Origin of the sequence: Shinella yambaruensis, from assembly GCF_050859155.1 — a bacterium.
Taxonomy (GTDB): domain Bacteria; phylum Pseudomonadota; class Alphaproteobacteria; order Rhizobiales; family Rhizobiaceae; genus Shinella; species Shinella yambaruensis.
The window spans coordinates 44451-63212 of record NZ_CP150639.1; the positions used below are offsets into that span (position 1 = coordinate 44451).

Below are 18762 nucleotides of genomic sequence, written 5' to 3' on the forward strand. Positions count from 1 at the left end.
GGTCTTCCTTTATTCACTGGCGCGCAGCCGCGCGGTCTCGGCGACGTCGACGGCGAGGGTTTGCGGGTTGGCGATGGCGACGCCGTAATCGGCGCGCGCGCCTTCGATGGAGACGAGGCCGTTGCGCACGTCCCACACGACCATCTCAACCGGCCGCTCGAAGGGATTGCCGTAGCCGCCGCCGCCCGGATTGAGGTTGGTGATGGTCTCGCCCGGCTTGATGGTCTCAATGATGTTCTTGCGCTCGACCTCGACCCTGCCATCGCGGCGCAGCTCCACGCGGCCGACCTTGGTGTCGACCATCGCCGATCTTGCGCCCGCCGCGCCCATGGCGGGAATGCGCCGACCCTCGCCGAAACCGATGCACAGCATGTCGCCGTTGAGCGGTTCCACCTCCCAGGCGGTGCCGGAGCCGCCGCGGAATTTCCCCGCGCCGCCGGAATCGGTCATCAGCGAATAGCGGTGGATGACGATGGGGTAGGAATATTCGAGCAGTTCGACGTCGCCGGAGGTGAGCGCGCCGAAGCAGCATTCCGGGCCGACGGCATGCCAGCCGTCCTGCTTGGGCGTCGCGCCGCCGCCGGAGATGATGGTGGCGAGCACCATGGTGACGAATTCCTCGTTGGTGCGGGAATCGCGGCCGGCGATGTTGAGGCCGTTGGCGTGGCCCCAGGAGGCGGAGACCTTCGACGGCATCGCCTTTTCGAAGGCGAGGCGCACGGCGTCGGTCAGCGTCTCCATCGGCGTCGTCGTGCAGTTCATGTGCGGGGCGGGTTCCTGCGCATTGCAGAGCGTGCCCTTCGGCCCGAAATCGAGGCTGACGCAGCGATAGAGGCCTTCGTTGTAGGGCGGCGGCAGGGCGGCGAACATCATCAGGCCGAGATAGACGCCGGAATGGGAGTTGCCTTCGTAGGAATTGATGAAATAGGGGACCTGCGGCGGGCTGGCGATCGCGATGTGGCAGCTGTCGCCCGTGACCGTCACCGTCGCCTTGATCTCGAAATCGCCGAAACCGTGGCCGGCATCCTCCAGGATGGCTGAGCCCTCGTAGGTTCCGTCGGGCACGGTCGCGATCAGTGCGCGCATGTGCCGGTCGGCCATGTCGAGCAAGGTATCGACGCAGGCATCGACCTGCTCCTTGCCGTATTTGTCGAGCATGGCGATGAGGTTGCGCTCGCCGACCTGGCAGGCGCCGATCAGCGCCCGGAAGTCGCCCTCCTGGTCGCGGCGGGCGCGCATGTTGGTGAGGATCATGTTGAGCACGTCGTTGCGCGGCGTGCCGCGGTCCCAGATCTTGACCGGCGGAATGCGCAGGCACTCGGCGTAGATCTCGGTGGCGTTGGGGTTGTAGCCGGCGGGAACGGGCCCGCCGATGTCGGTGAGATGGCCCTTGCAGACGGTCCAGTAGACGAGTTCGCCCTTGTAGAAGACCGGCTTGTACATGCAGGTGTCGATGGCGTGGCTGCCGCCGAAGGCCGGGTCGTTGTGCAGGAAGAGGTCGCCCTCGTGGATGTCGTCGCCGAAGAAGGCGGCCACCGCCTTCATGGCGGGGATGAGCGAGCCGAGATGGATCGGGATGTCCTGGCCCTGCAGGATCATCTCCGGCCGGGCGTTGAACAGTGCCGTCGAATAATCGTGCGCCAGGTTGAAGACCGACGAGCGCGCCGTCTTTTCGAGCGCGAGCGTCATTTCGCGCTGGGTCGTCTCGAGCATGCCGCGCACGACCGAAAGGGTGATCGGGTCTACCTTTGAAGTCTGGGTATGGTTCATCGTGTTCACGCTGGTTGAGGGCGAGAACCGACGGCCTGGAAACCGTTGGAAGTGCTGATGTGACTGTTCCCTTGAGCCGCCGGTATCTGTCGCACCGTTGAAGCCGGGGTCAATCTAGGCAGAGTTTTCGGCTCCGGTCTTTGCAGCGCGGGAACGACGAATTGCGCGCGGGCGCACAAGCTGTCATTTTCGTTGCCTGGCGAAAATCATGTGCGTACCTTTGTTCGAAGAGGGCAAGCCGCATGAAGACGAGCATCACCACAAGCGCGACGCGCGCGCCGGATCGCAGCCGCCACTGGCACGAGGCCATCGCCTCGGCCTATTTTCCGCTCGACCTGCGCTTTCGTGACGCCGACCGGTTTTCCGGCGACCTGACGACCTGGCAGTTCGGCGACGTCTCGATCTCGCGCCTCACGTCAGACGCCTTGCAGTATCATCGCCTGCCGCATCATTTCCGCGCCGCGCGCGACGAGGAATTCCTGGTCACGGTGCCGGCCAAGGCGGAAGTGTTCTTTTCCCAGTGCGGCAAGGACATCAAGTGCCCGCCCGGCGGCTTCTTCCTGGAGCGCAGCAGCGAGCCCTACCAGTTCAGCCATGCCGAGCCGGCGGACATGTGGGTGCTGAAGGTGGAGGCCGATGCGCTGGCCGGCCGCATGCGCGCGCCCGACCGCTTCTGCACCCTGCAATTCGAGGCGAACAACGGGGCCGGCGGCCTCTTCACCGACATGCTGCATCTCCTGCCCGCCCGCTTCGACGGCATGACGCAGGAGGCGCGCGTGACCGTCGGGCGCCAGCTCGTCGATCTGCTCGTGCTGGCGATCAAGGCGGACGACCGGGTGCTGACCTCGGGCAATTCCACCGTGCGCGGCGCGCATCTCGCCCGCATCGAGGCCTATGTGCGCGCCAATCTCCAGGATTTCCGCCTCGACCCGGAGCGTATCGCGCGGGCCTGCGGCATTTCCACCCGCTACCTGCACGAACTGTTCCGCGATACGGGCCAGACGGTTCGCAGCTGGATCCGCGACCAGAGGCTGATGGCTTGCCGGGAAGCGCTGGAAGATCCGGGCAATTTCCAGACGGCGGCGGAGATCGCCTATCGCTGGGGTTTCGGCGACCAGACGCAGTTCTCCCGCGTCTTCAAGGCCGAGTTCGGCGTGCCGCCGGGCGAATTCCGCGAGAAGGCCCGGGCCGGCCAGCAGGGTGCCGCGGGGCCGGCCAAGTCCGCGCTTTCATAGGAACCCGGTGGGCAAGCGTCTGCCTGGCCGGCGGCTTACCCGCCTGCAAGGCGGTCGATGCAGGCCCGTACGCGCGAAACGCCCTCGACGATGTTGGCGCGCGGGATCGAGGAATAGCCCATGCGGAAATAGCGACAGGGCCTGTCGCTCTCCGGAAAGAACGGCGAGCCGGATTCGACGAGCACGCCGTCCTGGCGCAGTTCGTGCACCAGCCGGTCGGCGTCCAGCCCTTCCGGCCCCTCCATCCAGAAGGACGTGCCGCCGAAGGCGGAGGACCCGGCGATCGTCAGTCCCTCCCGCCGCAGCGCCTCGGCCATGAGGACGTGGCGCTTGTGGTATTCCGTGCGCATGCGGTGCAGCACGGCGTCGTAATGGCCGAGCGCGAGGAAATAGGCGCTGGTGCGTTGCAGGTGGCCGGGCGGGTGGCGCAGCATCAGGGAGCGGAGCGCGCGCGCCTCGCGGATGAACGAGGCGGGCGTGACGAGGTAGCCCAGCCGCAGGCCGGGAAACAGCGATTTCGAGAAGCTGCCGATATAGAGCACGCGCCCGGTGGAATCGAAGGCCTTCAGCGCCGGCGAGGGCGGGGCAAGATAGCTGATCTCGAACTCGTAGTCGTCCTCGACGATGACGAAGTCCTTTTCCGCCGCGGCCTGCAGCAGCCGCGTGCGCCGGTCGATCGGCATGGTCGCGCCCGTCGGCGAATGGTGGCTCGGCGTGACGAAGACCGCGTCGGTATCCTCCGGCAGGTCGTCCGGCGGCAGGCCCTCGCCGTCGACGTCCACGGTCGTGACCCTGGCGCCGCTGAGCAGCAGCGAGGCGCTGATATCGGGATGGCAGGGGTTTTCGCAGACCGCCCTGGAGCCCTTGTCCAGGATAAGGCGGGTGACGATCCACAAGGCGTTCTGTGCACCGACGGTGATGAGGACCTCGTCCGGGTTCGCATGGATGCCCCGCCGGGGCAGGGTGCGCGAGCAGATGTAGTTGACGAGCCTGACATCGTCGGCGGCGGCGAAATCGCTTGCCATCAGGATGAAATCCTCGCGCGCCAGCGCCCGGCGGGCGCAATCGCGCCAGGCGTTGAGGTCGAACAGCGACGGGTCCATCTGGCCATAGAGGAAGGGATAGGGGTAGCGCCGCCAGTCGAGCGGTTTCGACACCTGGCGTACGACCGCAAAACCCATCTTCATCTTCCCCGCCCAGTCCACCGGGGCCGAACCGGACGACGGGCGGTCGTTTTCCAGGCCCTTGCCCGGCGGATTGCTCGCGATGCGGTAGGAGCTGCGGTTCGCGGCCTCCACATAGCCCTGCGACACCAGTTCCTGATAGGCGAGCGTTATCGTGATGCGAGAGATATGGAGGTAGTCGGCGAGCTTGCGGGTCGAGGGCAGGTGCGCGCCGGGCTGGACGCGGCCCGCAAGCACGGCGGAGACCACGGTTTCCCGCAACTGCGCCTGGAGGCCCAGCCCGCTCTCCCGGTCGATGAAGAAGATCGTCTCGGAAACGTTGGTGCGCATGGCGTCCGTGCTGCGAGGAGGCAATCTGGATTTATTCAACTTCCAAACTGGATATAACGCAAGCGGGGTGCGGCATTTATCACTTTTGTCAAGAAGACCGGGGCAGCCGGCTCAAGCACCAATCGATGAGGAGAACGATGATGCTTTTCAAGAATTTCAATCGCCTGGCCACCACTGCCGGCCTTCTGGCAGGCCTTCTTGCGTCAGGCGCCGCTTACGCACAAACCAGTCTGGTCGTCGGCTATCAGCAGATCGTCGGCCCGTTCGTCGCCGCCATCGCCGATGGCCGCTTCGACGCGGCCGCCAAGGAGGCGGGTTATACGATCGACTGGCGCCAGTTCTCGTCGGCCGGCGACATCACGACGGCGCTCGCCTCGGGCGACGTGCCGATCGGCGTGATCGGCTCGACCGGCACGGCGGCGGCGGCCACGCGCGGCGTCGAGCTCCAGCTTTTCTGGATCCTCGACAATATCGGCAAGTCCGAGGCGCTGGTCGCCCGTGACGGCTCGGGCATCGAGACGCCGGCGGACCTCAAGGGCAAGAAGGTCGCCGTGCCCTTCGTCTCGACCTCGCATTTCCACCTGCTCGTCGGCCTGAACAAGGTGTGGAACATCGATCCGCGCGAGGTGGAGATCCTCAACCTGAAGCCGCCGCAGATCGTCGCGGCCTGGCAGCGCGGCGATATCGACGCCGCCTATGTCTGGCCGCCGGCCCTGTCGGAAATCCTAAAGACCGGCAAGGTGATCTCCGATTCCGAGGTCATCGGCGCCGCCAGCGTGCCGACCTTCGACGGGCTGGTGGTCGACAAGGCCTGGGCCGCGGAGAACCCCAAGCTGATGGAGGCCTTCACCAGGGTTCTTGCCGAATCCTACGCCGACTACAATGCCAACAAGGCCGCCTGGACGGTGGATTCGCCGCAGGTGCAGGGTATCGTCAAGCTCATCGGCGGCGACGGTCCGAGCACGGTGGAGGCGCTGGAGCTGCTCTCCTTCCCGAACGCGGACGAGCAGGCCTCCGACACATGGCTCGGCGGCGGGGCGACCCGCGCGCTTACCGAGAGCGCGAAGTTCCTCGTCGAGCAGAAGCAGATCGGCAAGTCGCTGGACGACTATGCGCCCTACGTGAATGGGAGCTTCGCCGAGGCGGCTGCGAAATAGCATAGTCTTGCCGCTTGCACCGGCCGCCTTTCGCGGCCGGTGTGTCCACCAGACCCGTGACCGAGGTGCAGGGAGGCATTTCTCATGGAAACACTCAGCGTCAGGAACATCAGTCTGACCTATCCGGGCTTGTACTCGGACCAGGCGGTGATCGCCCTGAAAGGCGTCAACCTTACCATCAAGAGCGGGGATTTCGTCGTCGCGCTCGGCGCTTCGGGCTGCGGGAAGACCACGCTGCTCAACCTCATGGCGGGCTTCATGGCCCCCTCGGAAGGCGATATCTCGCTCGGCAACCACCGGGTCAACGGGCCGGGCGCCGAGCGCGGCGTGGTCTTCCAGAAGCATGCGCTGCTGCCCTGGCTCAACGTCATCGAGAACACGGAATTCGGCCTGAAGCTGCGCGGCGTCGACAAGGCGACGCGGCGGGAGATCGCGACCAAGAACCTCGCTCTCGTCGGCCTGCAGGATTTCCACCGCCACATGATCTATCACCTGTCGGGCGGCATGCAGCAGCGCGTCGGCATCGCGCGGGCGCTGACCTGCGACCCCGCCATGCTGCTGATGGACGAGCCGATGGCGGCACTCGACGCGCTGACGCGCGAAACCATCCAGGAACTCCTGCTGGAGGTCTGGCAGCTCACCAACAAGATGTTCTTCTTCATCACGCACAGCGTCGAGGAGGCGCTGTTCCTCGGCTCGCGGCTGATCGTCATGTCGCCGCGCCCCGGCCGCATCACCCATACCTACGAACTCGACTTCAACCGCCGCTTCCTTGCCGAAGGCAATGCCCGCGCGATCAAGTCGAGCCCGGAATTCATCCGCATGCGCGAGGAAGTGCTCGGCATCATCTACGGCGACGAACGTGCGTCCGGCAACCCGGAGGTGGCCCATGCTTGACAGAGTGACGCGCGCCAAGCCCGCCAAGGCCGGCAAGATCTTCGGGGCTCCCGGTGACGGCAGCAGCGGCCTGATCAGCTTCGTGACGGCGGCCGTGCTCGTCGCACTGTGGTTCCTCGTGACGGAATCCGGCTGGGTCAAGCCGCTCTTCCTGCCCTCGCCGCTCTCGGTCTGGGAGAAGTTCTGGCTGGCGATGACGGAAGGGGTCTCGAACTCCACGCTGATGCAGCACACGATGGCCAGTATCGGCCGCGTCTTCGGCGCCTTCCTGCTGGCCCTGGTCACGGCGGTGCCGATCGGCATCCTGATGGGCGTCAACCGTTTCGTGCGGGGCCTTTTCGATCCCATCATCGAGTTCTACCGCCCGCTGCCGCCGCTCGCCTACCTGCCGCTCGTCATCATCTGGCTCGGCATCGGCGAGTTCCCGAAGGTGTTCCTGATCTATCTGGCGATCTTCGCGCCGATGGCGATCGCCGCGAGGGCCGGGGTGCGTTCGGTCTCGACGGAGCAGATCCATGCCGCCTATGCGATGGGCGCCACCCGCGGCCAGGTCATCGGTCAGGTGATCATGAAGGCGGCCCTGCCGGAGATCTTCACCGGCATGCGCATCGGCATCGGCGTCGGCTGGACGACGCTGGTAGCCGCCGAAATGGTCGCCGCGAACCGCGGTCTCGGCTTCATGGTGCTGAACGCCGCCGAAAACCTCGAAAGCGATACGGTGATCATGGGCATCTTCATCATCGGCCTCTTCGCCTTCGCCTTCGATCTCCTGATCCGCTACCTCGAAAAGACGCTGATCCCCTGGAAGGGGCGCATCTAACCGGCGGCGGACAACCCGACACTCCAACGACCCGGCCCCGGCGGCCTTTGAAGACGGCCTTTCCCGTCTCCGGCGGAGCCATGCCTTGCGACAAGCCAGAGGACTGCCCAATGACACTCAGCGCAACCGATCTCAAAACCCTGTTCGACGCCTTCAACCGGCATGACATCGATGGGGTCATGCACTTCTTCGCCGAGGACTGCGTGTTCAACGCGGTCGGTGGCCCGGACGTCCACGGCAACCGCATCGAGGGCGCCAGGGCGATCGCCGAGGCCTTCAACGGCGTCTGGACGGCGATGCCGGATGCCGAATGGGCCGGTCACAGCCATTTTACGGCCGGCGACCGGGGTGTCTCCGAATGGACCTTCCGCGGCACGGCGGCCGACGGCAGCCGCATCGAGGCGGAAGGCTGCGACCTCTTCACCTTCGCGAACGGCAAGATCGTCCGCAAGCAGGCGTTCCGGAAGAACCGGCCGGTCCTGCAACCCCGGTACTGAACGCTCGGAGCACGGCCATGCAATTGCGCACCATTCCTCCCAAGACCGGCAGGGCGCCGTTCGATCCCGCCTATGATCCGGAAACGGCTCCGACCCCGGGCACCGGCAAGGACTACGCGCCGACCTACTGGATCGGCACGGCCGGCCCCGAGCCGGAGGACGACGGCCCCGTCACACACGACATGGACGTCGACGTCGCGATCATCGGCTCCGGCTATACCGGCCTTTCCTGCGCCATCCATCTCGCCCGCGAGCACGGCATCAAGGCGACGGTGCTGGAGGCCAACGGGGTTGCCTGGGGATGCAGCACCCGCAACGGCGGGCAGGCGCAGATTTCCGCCGGCCGCCTGAAGCGCTCGCAATGGATCGCCCGCTGGGGCGTTGACGTCGCGCGCAGGATGCATGCGGAAATCGCCGAGGGGTTCGACCTGTTCCGGTCGCTGATCCGTGAACCCGGGATCGACTGCGACCCGCAGGACGGCGGCCATCTCTATATCGCCCATCGCGACAAGGTGCTGCCGGCGCTGGAAAGCGAGGTCCGCGTCCTCAACGAGACCTTCGGCTATCGCGCCCGCATGGTCTCGCGCGGGGAGATCCACAGCGATTTCGTGCGCGATGCGGAGGCGCGCGGCGCCATGTACGAGCCGGACGGCATGGGTGTTCACGCCGCAAAGCTGGCCTTCGGCTATCTCCGCCTGGCGCGGCGGCTCGGCGCGAGGGTGCACACGTCGAGCCCGGTGCTCGACTGCACGGCGAAGGGCGGCGTGCACTATCTCCGCACGCCCGGCGGCACGGTGCGCGCCCGCGCCGTCTGCATCGCCACGGCCGGCTACACGTCCCCCGGCATGAACGTGCTGACCCGGCGCCGGCTGATGCCGATCCTGTCGAACTCGGTCGTCACCCGGCCGCTGACGGAGAGCGAGCAGCAGGCGCTGAACTTCAAGGCGCGCATTCCGCTCACCGATACGCGCACGCTCCGCCACTACTATCGCATGCTGCCGGACGGCCGGGTGCAGATCGGCAGCCGCAGCGCCATCACCGGGCGCGACGCCGCAAACCCGAAACACCTCGCGCTGCTGCTCGACGGGCTCTACCGCAAGTTCCCGATCCTGCGCGGCATCGGGATCGATTACTCCTGGTGGGGCTGGGTGGATGTCAGCCACGACATGATGCCCCGCATCTTCCAGCCGGACCCCGCGCAGAAACTGTTCTACGCCATGGGCTATGGCGGCAACGGCGTCATGTATTCGGCGCAGGCCGGACGCCGCATGGCGCAAATGGTCGCCGGCAAGGGCGCCGGCCTCGACCTTCCCATCTTCACCTCGCCGCTGCCGAGCCACGGGCTCCTGACGCCGTTCCGTAGGCTCGGCCAGTGGGGCATGTACCGCTGGTATTACCTGCGCGACGAAATCCTCTAACCCATTGAAACCAATTCCGAAGGAAAGGAAGCAGCCATGAAAATGACCACCGAGGAAGCCTTCGTCAAAGTCCTCCAGATGCATGGGCTCGAACATGCCTTCGGCATCATCGGCTCGGCCATGATGCCGGTGTCGGACCTGTTTCCCAAGGCCGGCATCACATTCTGGGACTGCGCGCACGAGACCAATGCCGGCATGATGGCCGACGGCTTCAGCCGTGCGACGGGCACCATGTCGATCGCCATCGGCCAGAACGGCCCCGGCGTCACCGGCTTCATCACGGCCATCAAGACCGCCTACTGGAACCACACGCCGCTGCTGATGGTGACGCCCCAGGCCGCCAACAAGACGATCGGCCAGGGCGGCTTCCAGGAGGTCGACCAGATGGCGATGTTCAAGGAAATGGTCTGCTACCAGGAAGAGGTGCGCGACCCCTCGCGCATTCCCGAAGTGCTGAACCGCGTCATCGAGAAGGCCTGGCGCGGCTGTGCCCCGGCGCAGATCAACATCCCGCGCGACTACTGGACCCAGGTGATCGATGTCGACCTGCCCTCCATCGTGCGCTTCGAGCGCCCGGCCGGCGGCCCGCAGGCGATCGCCGAAGCGGCAAGGTTGCTGTCGGAGGCGAAGTTCCCGGTCATCCTCAATGGGGCAGGCGTCGTCATCGGCGGGGCGATCGGCGCGTCGATGAAGCTCGCCGAACGGCTCGATGCGCCGGTCTGCTGCGGCTACCAGCACAACGACGCCTTCCCGGGCAGCCATCGTCTTGCGGTCGGCCCGCTCGGCTACAACGGCTCGAAGGCGGCGATGGAGCTGATCTCCAGGGCCGACGTCGTGCTGGCGCTCGGCACGCGCCTCAATCCGTTCTCCACCCTGCCGGGCTACGGCATCGACTACTGGCCGAAGGATGCCGCGATCATCCAGGTCGACATCAACGCCGACCGCATCGGCCTCACCAAGAAGGTGACGGTCGGCATCTGCGGCGACGCCAGGCAGGTGGCCGGCCAGATCTTGGAACAGCTCTTCCCCTCTGCCGGCGATGCCGGCCGCGAGGAGCGCAAGGCGGCGATCCATCAGACCCGCTCGGCCTGGCAGCAGCAGCTCTCCTCGATGGACCACGAGGACGACGATGTCGGCACGGAATGGAACGAAAGCGCCCGCAACCGCGAGCCGAACCGCATGTCGCCGCGCCAGGCCTGGCGGGCGATCCAGGCGGCGCTGCCGAAGGAGGCGATCATCTCCACCGACATCGGCAACAATTGCGCGATCGGCAATGCCTACCCGACCTTCGAACAGGGACGGAAGTATCTCGCGCCCGGCATGTTCGGCCCCTGCGGCTACGGTTTCCCGTCGATCGTTGGCGCCAAGATCGGCTGCCCGGACGTGCCGGTCGTCGGCTTCGCCGGCGACGGCGCCTTCGGCATCTCGATGAACGAGATGGGCTCGATCGGCCGCGAGGGCTGGCCGGCGATCACCATGGTGATCTTCCGCAACTACCAGTGGGGTGCGGAAAAGCGCAACACGACGCTGTGGTACGCCAACAACTTCGTCGGCACGGAGCTCAACCCCAATCTCAGCTACGCCAAGGTGGCCGAGGGCTGCGGGCTGAAGGGCGTCGCCGTCGATACGCCGGCGGCCCTCACCGAGGCGCTGGCGAATGCCATCGCCGACCAGAAGAACGGCGTGACGACCTTCGTCGAGGTCATCCTCAACCAGGAACTCGGCGAACCCTTCCGCCGCGACGCCATGAAGAAGCCGGTGCCGGTCGCCGGCATCGACCGCGCCGACATGCGCCCGCAGAAGCGGGCCTGATCGCCCCATGATCCATGTCCCGCTCGGGAAGTCCGGGCGGGCAAGGTTTCCGCAAGCAACGGAACGACATCATGAGCTTCACCGCCTCCGTCCAAGACCGTTTCAGGGGCATGCCCTCCGGCTTTGCCGCCTACTGGCCGGGCTTTGCCGTCACCGCCGCCGTGGCCGTCGCCGCCCAGTTCCTCTCCGATCACTATGGCGCACCGGCCATGCTGATGGCGCTCCTGCTCGGCATTGCCTTCCATTTCCTCTCGGAAGAGGGGCGCTGTGTCGCCGGCATCGATTTTTGCGCCAAACATGTGCTGCGCATCGGCGTCGCGCTGCTCGGCATGCGCATCAGCGTCGATCTCCTGATCGGACTCGGCGCCGGCACCATCCTGCTGCTCGTCTCGGCACTCGTCGCCACCATCGGCTTCGGCCTGCTTGCGGCGAAACTGCTCGGCCGTGGCTGGCGGCTTGCCTTGCTCACCAGCGGATCCGTCGCCATCTGTGGCGCCTCCGCGGCGATGGCGATTGCCGCCGTGCTGCCGAAGAACGAGTTCTCCGAGCGCAACCTGATCTTCACCGTGCTCTCGGTCACCGTGCTCTCGACGCTCGCCATGATCGCCTATCCGATCATCGCCCAGACCATGGGGCTCGATGCGCGGGCGACCGGTATCTTCTTCGGCGGCACGATCCATGACGTGGCGCAGGTCGTCGGTGCCGGCTTTTCCGTCTCGCCGGAAGCGGGGGAGACGGCGACGCTGGTCAAGCTGATCCGCGTCACCATGCTGGCGCCGGTCGTGCTGGTCTATTCGCTCTCGCTGCGCAGCGTGCCGCAGCCGGAGGGCGAGGCGGGAAAACGCCCGCCGCTCTTGCCCGGCTTCGTCGTCGCCTTCCTGGTCTTCGCCGCGCTCAACTCCTTCGGCCTCGTTCCCGAACTGGTCGCGACGGCCGGCATGGAGACCTCGCGCTGGGCGCTGCTCGCCGGCATCGTCGCCGTCGGCATGCGCACGTCGCTGCGCCGGGTGCTGGATGTCGGCGGCGATGCCGTCGCGCTCATCGTCGCCGAGACCGTCTTCATCGCCCTCTTCATCCTCGTCGGCATTCACTATCTGGGACACGCCTGATGAAACCGCTCGACCGCATTCTCGAAGCCGCGAAAGCCGCGCCGCGCCACATCGTGCTCGCCGAGGGGGAGGATCCGCGCGTCGTCGAGGCGGCCTTGCGTGCCGTGCGCGCCGGTATTGCCGCGATCACGCTCGTCGGCAATCGGAAAACCGTCGAAGAGCGGCTGGCGGCGGCCGGCGCCGGGACGGAGGAGATCCGTATCGAGGACCCGGCATCGTCCGCGCTCACGCCGCGTCTTGTCGCCGCCTATCACGCGCTCCGCAGGAGCAAGGGCGTGGACGAAGCGGCGGCGGCCGCGGCGGTGCGCACGCCGCTCGTCTTCGCCGCCATGATGGTGCGCGAGGATGAGGCGGACGGCACGGTGGGCGGGGCGGTCGCGACCACCGCCGATACGGTGCGTGCCGCGCTCCAGACCATCGGGCGTGCGCCCGGTGTCGGCCTGGTGTCGAGTTTCTTCCTGATGATGCTGTGCGCCTCGCACCATGTGAAGAAGGGCGCTTTCGTCTTTGCCGATTGCGGCCTCGTGGTCGATCCAGATGCCGCGGGCCTTGCCGATATCGCCGTCAGCTCGGCGCGCTCCTTCGAGGCGCTGGCCGGCAAGCCGGCGAAGGTGGCGATGCTTTCCTTCTCGACGGCCGGCAGCGCCGCGCATGAGCGCGTCTCCAAGGTGGTGGAGGCGACGCGGCTCGCGCAGGAAACCGCGCCGGGCCTCGTCATCGACGGCGAGTTGCAGTTCGACACCGCCTTCGTCGAGGCCGTCAGCGCCGCCAAGGCGCCGCGGTCGGCGCTCAACGGCGAGGCCAATGTCTTTGTCTTTCCGAACCTCGATGCTGCCAATATCGGCTACAAGATCGCCCAGCGCATCGGCGGTGCCACCGCCATCGGCCCGATCCTGCAGGGCCTTGCCAAGCCCGCCAACGACCTTTCGCGCGGCTGCAATGCCGACGACGTTTTCCACATGATCGCCGTCACGGTGGTGCAGGCCGGTTCCAGCCCGTGACGCGCCAGGCGGATGCCTTCGTCCCAGCGCGTCGCCACTACGCTGACCCTCATCGACGAGCCGACCGCAGCGCTCGGCGTCGCGGCCGAATTTCCAGGCGCGAGAAAATGGACTTTCGGGCTGGCGGCGCCATATTCGACAGGTATCGCGGATGCGACAAGGGAGAACGGGAAATGACGATGACTTCGCAGGACGTCGCCGCCGTCCTTGGTCCGGTCGATCAAACGCTCGTGACCGAGGTCGTTGCGACGGGAGCCACGCAAGCCGAGCTTGCCGAGGCATGGGCGTGGATCAACAATGACGAGGCCTTCATGGGAGAGGGCCGCCATCTGCCGTCGGGCAGGGTGGCCATGCTCGTCGATCTGCTGTCTTCCGACGAGGAGGAGGAAGACGAATAGCGTGGCCGGCAGGAAGAAGGCCCGCCGTCAGGTGTTGTCGCGCTCCCAGTACCATGCGGCGTAGATGCGCTTGCGGTCGTGTTCGCGGCCCTTGAGGAAGGCGCGGACGAGCCGGACGTCCTCCCGCTCGCAGGCGACCCAGACGAAGGTGTCGCCGTCGACGGCGGAGAGTGCTTCTATCGTCGTCCGCGCGAGCACGTTTCTGGCGCCCGCGGCATAGGTCGTGCGATGCAGCCAGCGCACGTCGAGCGTTCCGGCGGTGGGCAGCGGCTGTTCCTCCGCGGCATCCGCCACCTCGATGATCGCCTGCATGCGCGTGCCTGCCGGAACTTCGGCGGCGATGCGGGCGATGGCGGGCAGGGCGCTTTCGTCGCCGGCAAGGAAGATGGTCCCGGCCTGCGGCAGGTCACCGCCGCCGGGGCCAAGCAGGGCGAGCCTGTCCCCCGGCTGCGCATCGCGGGCGAAATCGGCGCCGGGCGTCGGAACGCCGGACAGGGGATGCTGGAGAAAGTCGATCCAGAGTTCGCCGCGCTCGGCGTCGACGGCGCGGATCGTGTAGACGCGCACGAGAAGCGCGTCCTCGGCTTCCGGCCAGGCGATGCGGCCGTCGTCGCGCAATCCCGGCCAGACCGGCGCACGGCCTTTCGGCGGAACGAGCAGACGCACATGCATGCCGCCGCCGATGAAGGGTTTGACGTCCGCGCAGGCGAGGACGACGCGCCGCATATGCGGCGTCACGTCCTCGGCGGATACGACCGTCACCTCATGGAGATTGGCGAGCCGCGTGCGCGTCGCCGGCTCGGACCAGGTGAGTTCCAGCGGGTCCTCGCCGGCGAAATAGAAGAGATGCTCGGCGATGACCGTGCGGCTCATCTGGAGCGCCCCGTCGCTCGGGCAGGCGAGGTCGATGAAGAGCCGACCGCCGTCGAGGCGCATATGGGCGACGCCGATCTCGCTTGTCAGCGTCGCGGCGTTTTCCGTGCGTCGCACCTCGGCATGTTCGACGAAATGTTCACACACCTCGTCGAGCATCTTGGGCGCATCCTTCGGCAGCGCGACACCGGTGAGCTTGAATTCCGGGAGGGCGTTCATAGGGGCTCCTTGATGGCTGGGGCGATCATGCGGTGACGGCCGATCGGCAGCATGGTCGGCCGGCCCGAGGTCGGGTCGGTGATGATGCGGCTTTCGAGGCCGAAAACCTGCCGCACATGGTCTTCGGTCAGCACGGCCTCCGGCGGGCCGGCGACATGCAGCCGGCCCTTCGTCATCGCGACGAGATGGTCGGCGTAGCGGGCGGCGAGGTTGAGGTCGTGCAGCACCATGACGATGGTCGTGCCGCGCGTCTGGTTGAGGTCGGTCAAAAGGTCCAGCACCTCTATCTGGTGGCTGATGTCGAGGAAGGTGGTGGGTTCGTCGAGCAACAGGAGGTCCGTCTGCTGGGCGAGCGCCATGGCGATCCAGACGCGCTGGCGCTGGCCGCCGGAAAGCTCGTCGATCGGCCGTTCCGAAAGGTCGTCGGTCTTCGTCGCCGCAAGCGCGGCGGCCACCGCCTCGTCGTCCTCGCGCGTCCAGCGGGAGAAGACGCCCTGGTGCGGATGCCGCCCGCGGCTGACGAGGTCGGCGACGGTGATGCCCTCCGGCGCGATCGGCGATTGCGGCAGGAGGCCGAGCGTGCGGGCAAGGTCGCGCGAGGGGATGCGGTGGATCGACTTGCCGTCGAGCAGCACCTGGCCCTTCCTGGCCGGCAGCAGGCGCGACAGGGTGCGCAGCAGCGTGGACTTGCCGCAGGCGTTCGCCCCGACGATGACGGTGATCCTGCCCGGCGGCACGGCAAGATCCAGCCCGTCGAGGATGAGGGTTTCGCCATAGCCGGCCGAAAGGTCGCTGGCGAGCAGGGTGTGCGGTTTCATAGGGAACCTCCGGACCGGTTGACGCGCACGATCAGGAAAATCAGGTAGGGCGCGCCGAGCGCGCCGGTGACGACGCCGACGGGATAGCGGCTCGGCAGCAGGAACTGGCCGCAGTAATCCCCGACCAGCACCAGCGCCGCGCCGGTGAGCGCGGCGGGAACGAGCAGCGAACCGTTGTTGCCGACGATACGGGCGGCGATCGGCCCGGAGAGGAAGGCGACGAAGGCGATCGGCCCCGAAATGGCGGTGGCGCTTGCGATCATGCCGACGGCGGCGATGATGATCAGCACGCGGGTGCGGCCGACCCGGACGCCGAGCGCGGCGGCCGTGTCGTCGCCGAGCCGCAGGGCTTCGAGATCGCGGGCGCGGGAGAGCAGCAGGCCGCCGAAGAGGGCGAGCGCGACGAGGAGCGGCAGGGTCTGGCCGAGCTGCGCGCCGTTGACGCTGCCGGTCAGCCAGCGCAGGGCTTCCTGCAGGGTCCAGGCGGGGGCGGTGGAGAGGATGTAGGCGATGACGCTCTCCAGCATGGCCGAGACGCCGATGCCGACGAGGATGAGCCGCGTGCCGGCAACGCCGTTGCGGAAGGAAAGGGCGTAGACCAGGAGCGCCACGCCGAGCCCGGCGGAAACGGCGAGGATCGATACGATCGGCCCCGAAAGGCCGAGCACGACGATCGCGAACACCGCCGCGGCGCTCGCGCCCCAGCTGATGCCGATGATGTCGGGGCTGGCCAGCGGATTGCGCAGCATGATCTGGAAGGCGACGCCGCCGAGGCCGAAGCTGAGGCCGGCGAGGATGGCGAGGATGGCGCGCGGCAGCCGGAGCTGGCCGACCGTGAAGGCGACGCCCGGCACGTCCTCGCCCATCAGCGTGCGAAGAATGTCCCGCGGCGGGGTGAAGGACTGGCCGAGCAGCAGGGTCAGCACGAAGGTCGCGGCGACCAGCACAAGGAGAAGGCCGATGACGAGCCGATGCCGGCGGGCGCGGCGGCGGCGGTTCAGGACGATGGAATCGACGAGGGGCGCAAGCATGGTCAAAGGTCCCGCACCCGCTGGCGGCGAACGATCCAGATGAAGAACGGCGCGCCGAGAAGGGCCGTCACGATGCCGACGTCGAGTTCGGCCGGCCGCGCCACGATGCGCCCGACGATATCGGCGGCGATCAGCAGGCAGGCGCCGCCGAGGGCGGAAAAGGGCAGCAGCCAGCGATGATCGCTGCCGGTCAGAAGCCGGGCGAGATGCGGTACGACAAGGCCGAGGAAGCCGATCGGCCCGCAGACCGCCGTCGTCGCGCCGCACAGCAGGATCGCGCCGAAGGCGGCGACGGCGCGGGTCGTTGCGACGTGTTCGCCGAGGCCGGCGGCGAGTTCGTCGCCGAGCGCGAGCGCGTTCAGCTTGCGGGCGGAGAGGAGGCTGATGACGAAGCCGGCCGCAAGGAACGGCAGGATCGGATAGATCCGCTCGAAGGTCGCCCCGCCGACGCCGCCGATCTGCCAGGCACGCACGCCGCCGGCGATGTCGGCTCGCGGCAGCACGACCGCGATGACCAGCGAGGAGAAGGCGACGGACGTCGCGGCGCCGGCAAGCGCCAGTTTCAGCGGCGTTGCGCCGCCGCGTCCGAGCGAGCCGATGATGTAGACGAAGATCGCTGCTGCCCCCGCGCCGAGGATGGCGGTGACGATATAGGCATGGGCGGTTTCGATGTGGAACCATGCGACGCCGACCACCACCGCGAGCGATGCGCCCATGTTGACGCCCAGGATACCGGGATCGGCAAGCGGATTGCGTGTGACGCCCTGCATGATCGCGCCGGCAAGGCCGAGCGCCGCCCCGGCGAGAAGCGCCAGGAACGTGCGGGGAATGCGCATCGCCACCGCCGCCTCGCCGATCGTCTCGACCTTGCCGCCGAGCGCCGAGGTAATATCGCCGAGGCCAACGTCCCGCGTGCCGATCGCGACGGACAGCGCGACGAGCACGAGGAGTGCGGCGGCGACCAGCAGCAGCCACAGGGCGCGCAGCCGGCGGAGGCGCCCGGCGGGCGCCGTCACGCTGCGCGCCGTGGCGGCGTCAGGCCTCATTTCGCCTTCCCGGCGGCTTCGGCAAGAAGCGCGACATAGTCCTTCAGCACCCAGGAGATCGACAGCGGCGTCGGGTTGGCCGCGGTGCCGACCGGGTCGCGGCCGAGCATGACGAGCGCATCCTTGCTGACGGCCGGCATGCGCGAGAGCAGGAGATCGGCCTTCACGGCGTCGAGCAGCGGCATGCCGCCATAGCTCACCACGATATCGACATCGTCGAAGGCGTCGACCTGTTCGGCGCTGACGCTGGCGGCGAACTGCCCCGGCTTCGTTGCAGCCAGCACGCTTTTCGGGGAGACGAGCCCGAGATCGCCGAAGAATTTTATGCGCGTGTCGTTGGCGGTGTAGAAATTCACGGTGCTGAGGTCGGTCGCATCGAGATGCGTGACGAAGATCGCCGACTTGCCCTTGAGGACCGGGTAGCCCGCGACCGTATCGGCGATCTCCTTCTCGATGCGCGCGATCAGCGCCTCGCCGTCCTTCGCCATGCCGAGCCCGGTGCTGTTGAGCCGGATCATCTCGCGCCAGTCGGTCGACCAGGCCGATTGCGGATAGGCGACGACGGGGGCGATCTGGCTCAGCGTCTCGTAATCCGCCTGGCTGAGGCCGGAATAGGCGGCAAGGATGACGTCCGGCCTTGTGGCGGCGACAGCCTCGAAATCGATGCCGTCGCCTTCGTCGAACAGGACGGGTTTTTCGCCGCCGAGTTCTTTCAGCTTCTCCGCCACCCAGGGCAGCAGGCCGTCGCCGTCGTCGTCGCCGAAATTGGCCGCGGCAAAGCCGACGGGCACGACGCCGAGCGCCAGCGGCACTTCATGGTTCGCCCAGGCGACCGTCGCCACGCGCTCCGGCTTCCTGGCGATCGTCGTCGTTCCGAAGGCATGTTCTATGACGATCGGATAGGTGGTTTCGTCCGCGGCCCGCACTGTCGTCACGATCCAGAGGCAGGCGGCGAGAAGGATCAGGGGAAAGCGCGAAAGCCGCGACATTGGCGAAACCCTCCAGGGCGTTTAAAGTGGAGTTTCCGTTTCAGGTTCATCGGGCGGCGTCAAGGCGAACGCGTACCTTGCGGCGGGAGAGCGGCGAAGTTTCCGGGGTTTCGTACAAAACCATGGAAATCTACAATACTGGATAATACGTCTCAAGT

Annotated in this window: 17 protein-coding genes; 10 read left to right on the forward strand and 7 right to left on the reverse strand. The window is 67.1% G+C overall.

From position 1 onward, the window contains the following. Nucleotides 1–9: 9 nt before the first annotated feature. On the reverse strand, nt 10–1770 hold the full coding sequence (gene capB / locus WMC41_RS22615; RefSeq protein ID WP_432348915.1) for a caprolactamase subunit beta: 1761 nt from the start codon (nt 1768–1770) through the stop codon (nt 10–12). A gap of 242 nt (nt 1771–2012) precedes the next feature. Here capB and WMC41_RS22620 point away from each other — a divergent pair, with 242 nt between their 5' ends. Next, entirely contained in the window at nt 2013–3005 is a 993-nt protein-coding gene (locus tag WMC41_RS22620; RefSeq protein ID WP_432348916.1) for a helix-turn-helix domain-containing protein, read from the forward strand. A gap of 35 nt (nt 3006–3040) precedes the next feature. Here the strand turns inward: WMC41_RS22620 and WMC41_RS22625 are convergent, their stop codons facing one another. Next, on the reverse strand, nt 3041–4519 hold the full coding sequence (locus WMC41_RS22625) for a PLP-dependent aminotransferase family protein (protein ID WP_432348917.1): 1479 nt from the start codon (nt 4517–4519) through the stop codon (nt 3041–3043). 137 nt (nt 4520–4656) lie between these two features. Here WMC41_RS22625 and tauA point away from each other — a divergent pair, with 137 nt between their 5' ends. The 9 genes from tauA to WMC41_RS22670 all read left to right on the forward strand — a co-directional run bounded on the left by tauA (nt 4657) and on the right by WMC41_RS22670 (nt 13628). Continuing rightward, a complete protein-coding gene (gene tauA / locus WMC41_RS22630; RefSeq protein WP_432348918.1) occupies nt 4657–5676 on the forward strand; it encodes a taurine ABC transporter substrate-binding protein in 1020 nt (339 codons plus the stop codon). 84 nt (nt 5677–5760) lie between these two features. Then, nucleotides 5761–6573, forward strand: a complete 813-nt coding sequence (locus WMC41_RS22635; RefSeq protein WP_244766198.1) for a taurine ABC transporter ATP-binding protein — start codon at nt 5761–5763, stop codon at nt 6571–6573. Further along, nucleotides 6566–7393 carry an ABC transporter permease subunit gene (locus tag WMC41_RS22640; RefSeq protein ID WP_432348919.1) on the forward strand — a complete coding sequence of 276 codons (828 nt, stop codon included), beginning with the start codon at nt 6566–6568 and terminating at the stop codon, nt 7391–7393. Before WMC41_RS22635 ends, WMC41_RS22640 begins: the two co-directional genes overlap by 8 nt. 110 nt (nt 7394–7503) lie before the next feature. Further along, nucleotides 7504–7890, forward strand: coding sequence for a nuclear transport factor 2 family protein (locus tag WMC41_RS22645; protein ID WP_432348920.1), 387 nt, complete (start codon nt 7504–7506; stop codon nt 7888–7890). Between the two features lie 17 nt (nt 7891–7907). Further along, nucleotides 7908–9308 carry an NAD(P)/FAD-dependent oxidoreductase gene (locus WMC41_RS22650; RefSeq protein WP_432348921.1) on the forward strand — a complete coding sequence of 467 codons (1401 nt, stop codon included), beginning with the start codon at nt 7908–7910 and terminating at the stop codon, nt 9306–9308. 36 nt (nt 9309–9344) lie between these two features. Continuing rightward, nucleotides 9345–11120, forward strand: a complete 1776-nt coding sequence (gene xsc / locus WMC41_RS22655; RefSeq protein WP_432348923.1) for a sulfoacetaldehyde acetyltransferase — start codon at nt 9345–9347, stop codon at nt 11118–11120. 71 nt (nt 11121–11191) lie between these two features. Further along, nucleotides 11192–12229: a YeiH family protein gene (locus WMC41_RS22660; protein ID WP_432348924.1), complete on the forward strand. Its 1038-nt coding sequence runs from the start codon at nt 11192–11194 to the stop codon at nt 12227–12229. Further along, nucleotides 12229–13230 carry a phosphate acetyltransferase gene (gene pta / locus WMC41_RS22665; RefSeq protein ID WP_432348926.1) on the forward strand — a complete coding sequence of 334 codons (1002 nt, stop codon included), beginning with the start codon at nt 12229–12231 and terminating at the stop codon, nt 13228–13230. The genes WMC41_RS22660 and pta overlap by 1 nt, the downstream gene beginning before the upstream one ends. Nucleotides 13231–13403: 173 nt before the next feature. Beyond that, nucleotides 13404–13628 carry a hypothetical protein gene (locus tag WMC41_RS22670; protein WP_244766205.1) on the forward strand — a complete coding sequence of 75 codons (225 nt, stop codon included), beginning with the start codon at nt 13404–13406 and terminating at the stop codon, nt 13626–13628. Between the two features lie 27 nt (nt 13629–13655). Here WMC41_RS22670 and WMC41_RS22675 read toward each other — a convergent pair whose 3' ends face one another. Genes WMC41_RS22675 through WMC41_RS22695 form a run of 5 tightly spaced genes read right to left on the reverse strand, consistent with a single transcriptional unit; the run spans nt 13656 to nt 18604 of the window. Further along, complete coding sequence (locus WMC41_RS22675) at nt 13656–14720, reverse strand: DUF2218 domain-containing protein (protein ID WP_432348928.1); 1065 nt, start codon at nt 14718–14720, stop codon at nt 13656–13658. Next, nucleotides 14717–15538 carry an ABC transporter ATP-binding protein gene (locus WMC41_RS22680; protein ID WP_432348930.1) on the reverse strand — a complete coding sequence of 274 codons (822 nt, stop codon included), beginning with the start codon at nt 15536–15538 and terminating at the stop codon, nt 14717–14719. Before WMC41_RS22680 ends, WMC41_RS22675 begins: the two co-directional genes overlap by 4 nt. Continuing rightward, a complete protein-coding gene (locus WMC41_RS22685) occupies nt 15535–16569 on the reverse strand; it encodes a FecCD family ABC transporter permease (RefSeq protein WP_272807588.1) in 1035 nt (344 codons plus the stop codon). Before WMC41_RS22685 ends, WMC41_RS22680 begins: the two co-directional genes overlap by 4 nt. Nucleotides 16570–16571: 2 nt before the next feature. Continuing rightward, entirely contained in the window at nt 16572–17615 is a 1044-nt protein-coding gene (locus WMC41_RS22690) for a FecCD family ABC transporter permease (protein ID WP_432348932.1), read from the reverse strand. Continuing rightward, complete coding sequence (locus tag WMC41_RS22695; protein WP_288079065.1) at nt 17612–18604, reverse strand: iron-siderophore ABC transporter substrate-binding protein; 993 nt, start codon at nt 18602–18604, stop codon at nt 17612–17614. Before WMC41_RS22695 ends, WMC41_RS22690 begins: the two co-directional genes overlap by 4 nt. Between the last annotated feature and the right edge of the window lie 158 nt (nt 18605–18762).

What these genes read in the sequence shown, in the direction of transcription:
- capB (WP_432348915.1), bottom strand. Translation starts at nt 1,770, where the DNA reads ATGAACCATACCCAGACTTCAAAGGTAGACCCGATCACCCTTTCGGTC.
- WMC41_RS22620 (WP_432348916.1), top strand. Translation starts at nt 2,013, where the DNA reads ATGAAGACGAGCATCACCACAAGCGCGACGCGCGCGCCGGATCGCAGC.
- WMC41_RS22625 (WP_432348917.1), bottom strand. Translation starts at nt 4,519, where the DNA reads ATGCGCACCAACGTTTCCGAGACGATCTTCTTCATCGACCGGGAGAGC.
- tauA (WP_432348918.1), top strand. Translation starts at nt 4,657, where the DNA reads ATGATGCTTTTCAAGAATTTCAATCGCCTGGCCACCACTGCCGGCCTT.
- WMC41_RS22635 (WP_244766198.1), top strand. Translation starts at nt 5,761, where the DNA reads ATGGAAACACTCAGCGTCAGGAACATCAGTCTGACCTATCCGGGCTTG.
- WMC41_RS22640 (WP_432348919.1), top strand. Translation starts at nt 6,566, where the DNA reads ATGCTTGACAGAGTGACGCGCGCCAAGCCCGCCAAGGCCGGCAAGATC.
- WMC41_RS22645 (WP_432348920.1), top strand. Translation starts at nt 7,504, where the DNA reads ATGACACTCAGCGCAACCGATCTCAAAACCCTGTTCGACGCCTTCAAC.
- WMC41_RS22650 (WP_432348921.1), top strand. Translation starts at nt 7,908, where the DNA reads ATGCAATTGCGCACCATTCCTCCCAAGACCGGCAGGGCGCCGTTCGAT.
- xsc (WP_432348923.1), top strand. Translation starts at nt 9,345, where the DNA reads ATGAAAATGACCACCGAGGAAGCCTTCGTCAAAGTCCTCCAGATGCAT.
- WMC41_RS22660 (WP_432348924.1), top strand. Translation starts at nt 11,192, where the DNA reads ATGAGCTTCACCGCCTCCGTCCAAGACCGTTTCAGGGGCATGCCCTCC.
- pta (WP_432348926.1), top strand. Translation starts at nt 12,229, where the DNA reads ATGAAACCGCTCGACCGCATTCTCGAAGCCGCGAAAGCCGCGCCGCGC.
- WMC41_RS22670 (WP_244766205.1), top strand. Translation starts at nt 13,404, where the DNA reads ATGACGATGACTTCGCAGGACGTCGCCGCCGTCCTTGGTCCGGTCGAT.
- WMC41_RS22675 (WP_432348928.1), bottom strand. Translation starts at nt 14,720, where the DNA reads ATGAACGCCCTCCCGGAATTCAAGCTCACCGGTGTCGCGCTGCCGAAG.
- WMC41_RS22680 (WP_432348930.1), bottom strand. Translation starts at nt 15,538, where the DNA reads ATGAAACCGCACACCCTGCTCGCCAGCGACCTTTCGGCCGGCTATGGC.
- WMC41_RS22685 (WP_272807588.1), bottom strand. Translation starts at nt 16,569, where the DNA reads ATGCTTGCGCCCCTCGTCGATTCCATCGTCCTGAACCGCCGCCGCCGC.
- WMC41_RS22690 (WP_432348932.1), bottom strand. Translation starts at nt 17,615, where the DNA reads ATGAGGCCTGACGCCGCCACGGCGCGCAGCGTGACGGCGCCCGCCGGG.
- WMC41_RS22695 (WP_288079065.1), bottom strand. Translation starts at nt 18,604, where the DNA reads ATGTCGCGGCTTTCGCGCTTTCCCCTGATCCTTCTCGCCGCCTGCCTC.